Source organism: Streptomyces muensis (assembly GCF_021474425.1).
GTDB lineage: Bacteria > Actinomycetota > Actinomycetes > Streptomycetales > Streptomycetaceae > Streptomyces > Streptomyces muensis.
In genome coordinates, this window is the sequence record NZ_JAKEIP010000531.1 from 1 (window position 1) to 2,099 (window position 2,099).

Below are 2,099 nucleotides of genomic sequence, written 5' to 3' on the forward strand. Positions count from 1 at the left end.
GGGTGAGCGGGGGTGGTTCGCGCTGAGGGAGTCTGGGTTGAGGGAGCCGGGGCTGAGAGAGCCTGCGCCGGGGTGGCGTTTGCCGGGGCCGCCTGCTTCTTCCGTTCGGCGAACACGAACAGCCGCAGCACCAGGAACCGGCCGATGCCGGCCAGCCCGGAGGCGGTGAGGTAGACGCCCTGTTCCCAGAGCAGCGTGGGGGACGGCTGGACGGCGTGGAGGACGAGCATCGCGGCGGTCGTGGCGAGGTAGGCGGCGCCGGCCGACCCGGAGGACTGCAGATGCTGCCGCAGGCCCGGGCGGCGTCCGGTGCCGAAGGTGAACAGGGCGTGCAGTTCGGTGCACAGGAGGGTCGAGACGACGGTGACCAGGGCGTTCGCCAGCGCCCAGGGCATCGCGGCGGCCAGCAGGGGAACGGCGGCGCTGGAGAGGAGTCCGACACCGCCGCCGCAGACGACGAAGCGGGCGAAGGAGGAGAGGGGGCCGGGCACCGACCGGCGCGGTTTCGATGGGCGCGGTATCGAGGGGCGCAGTGTCGAAGGGCGCTGCGACTCCATGGCGGATTCCTTCCGGGCGGGCCTGTCCGTTGAGGGACACAGCTCATCCCGGCGTGGCTTCAGCAGCGCTTCAGCGGTGCCTCAGTCGGGCTTCAGCCGGTTTCGACGCGGCTTCAGCCGGGATCAACCGAGGCCAACGATCCCGTTGTCCGCCCGTGAAAACGATGGAGTGATCCACCGGACCGATGGTGGGGCAGGCTCCACCATGAGAAGGCAGCCCATGTGCGGTCAGCCCATGATCGGCACAAAGCCGCCACGCGACGTGCCGGAGCCCATCAGCCGGTCCCAGTCGAGGACTTCGGGTATCCGCTCGACCGACAGCACCACCGCACCGCCCGCCCGCTCGGCGTCCCCGCACCAGTCCCCCATGTCACCGGGCCCGGCCGCGTCGAGGACCGGCGCGGCGAGCGAGGGGACCATGAGGCCGTCATCCCCCGGCCCGTCCACGACGCACAGGGTGAGCTTGGGTACGACGCCCCAGCCCGTGCACAGAGGTATCTGCCCGTCGGACGAGTTGAGGGCGGGCAGGGAGTCGTGGACGGAGGCACCGGCGAGGAGGAGGACGGGAGTCTCGCCCCGCACGAAGAGTGTGTTCTCGGGCTCGTGAAGCATGCGGCCACTATCTCCCAGTCGTGGATCAGGCTGGTCGGCAGGCCGGACGTCAGGCCTTGTCCTGGTCGCGCAGCTCGTCGATGTAGCCCTGCGCGAGGCCGGTCGTCCGCGTGAACCAGTCCGTGAGTACGGCGATCTCGTCGGCGGAGTAGTCGGCGAAGAGGTCGTTGAGGCGGGCGTAGTAGGGGCCGTAGAGGGCCTCGACCCGGGCGACGGCGGACGGTACGGCGGCCACGCGGACGCGGCGGCGGTCGTTCGGGTCGGGTCGGCGGGTGACGAAGCCGGCCCGCTCCAGGCGGTTGAGGATGCCGGTCATCGCGCCGGTCGTGACGTGGGCGTGTTCCGCGAGGTCGCCCGCCGTGAGGAGGTTCTCGCCGGCCTTCAGAACGCAGGCGAAACAGAGCAGGTCGGTGATGTTCAGGCCCAGCCGCTGGGCCATCTCCTGCTGACCGAGCAGGTGGGCCGCGATGAGGGAGTCCATCGCGTCCAGCGCCTGGGCCGGGGTGGCGGTGGGACGAGGCGGCTTGGCTTGCATCTTTTCTTATTGCCTTAGTTGGTGAGAGATTAAGCCTCTAAACTTCTCACGAAGTGAGGAAGTTTCGCTGCCTACGGGAGGAAGCAGGCACATGAGCCAGTATGACGAGGGACATACGGTCGCAGGCTGGACCGGAACGGCCATCGCGACGATCGGTTCGGCCGTACTGGGGGCGGGGGTGTGCATGGTGTCGGCCGCACTGATCGCGGGCGGACTCGGCATCACGGCGGCGAGCGTCCTCGTCACCTGGGCCCTGCACCTGACCGGCTGGGGCAAGCCTCCGGGGGTACGGCCGCGGGATCAGTGGCGGATGGGGGCGCGTGACGTGACGGCGCGGGCGGGACATGCGGAGTGTTGGGGGTGCCGGTTGGCGGGGCGGGGACGAGGACAGGGGC

Annotated in this window: 4 protein-coding genes; 1 reads left to right on the forward strand and 3 read right to left on the reverse strand. The window is 70.1% G+C overall.

What is annotated here, in order from left to right; all coding sequences use genetic code 11:
• From L0P92_RS44050 to L0P92_RS44060, 3 genes are all read right to left on the reverse strand, one after another.
• Positions 1-557: GtrA family protein (locus L0P92_RS44050; protein WP_237696776.1), on the reverse strand; the 557-nt coding region annotated here is incomplete at its 3' end.
• A 228-nt stretch (positions 558-785) separates the two neighbouring features.
• Entirely contained in the window at positions 786-1,169 is a 384-nt protein-coding gene (locus L0P92_RS44055) for a hypothetical protein (protein WP_234768751.1), read from the reverse strand.
• A gap of 49 nt (positions 1,170-1,218) precedes the next feature.
• The gene (locus L0P92_RS44060) at positions 1,219-1,704 is read right to left on the reverse strand and encodes a MarR family winged helix-turn-helix transcriptional regulator (protein WP_234768752.1); all 486 of its coding nucleotides are present in this window, start codon (positions 1,702-1,704) and stop codon (positions 1,219-1,221) included.
• Positions 1,705-1,795: 91 nt separating this feature from the next.
• On the opposite strand from L0P92_RS44060, the gene L0P92_RS44065 reads away from it, so the two are divergent.
• Positions 1,796-2,099: HGxxPAAW family protein (locus L0P92_RS44065; protein WP_234768753.1), on the forward strand; the 304-nt coding region annotated here is incomplete at its 3' end.

Bases quoted from the DNA above. Each gene is read 5' to 3' on its own strand.
- L0P92_RS44055 (WP_234768751.1), bottom strand. From the start codon at position 1,169: ATGCTTCACGAGCCCGAGAACACACTCTTCGTGCGGGGCGAGACTCCC.
- L0P92_RS44060 (WP_234768752.1), bottom strand. From the start codon at position 1,704: ATGCAAGCCAAGCCGCCTCGTCCCACCGCCACCCCGGCCCAGGCGCTG.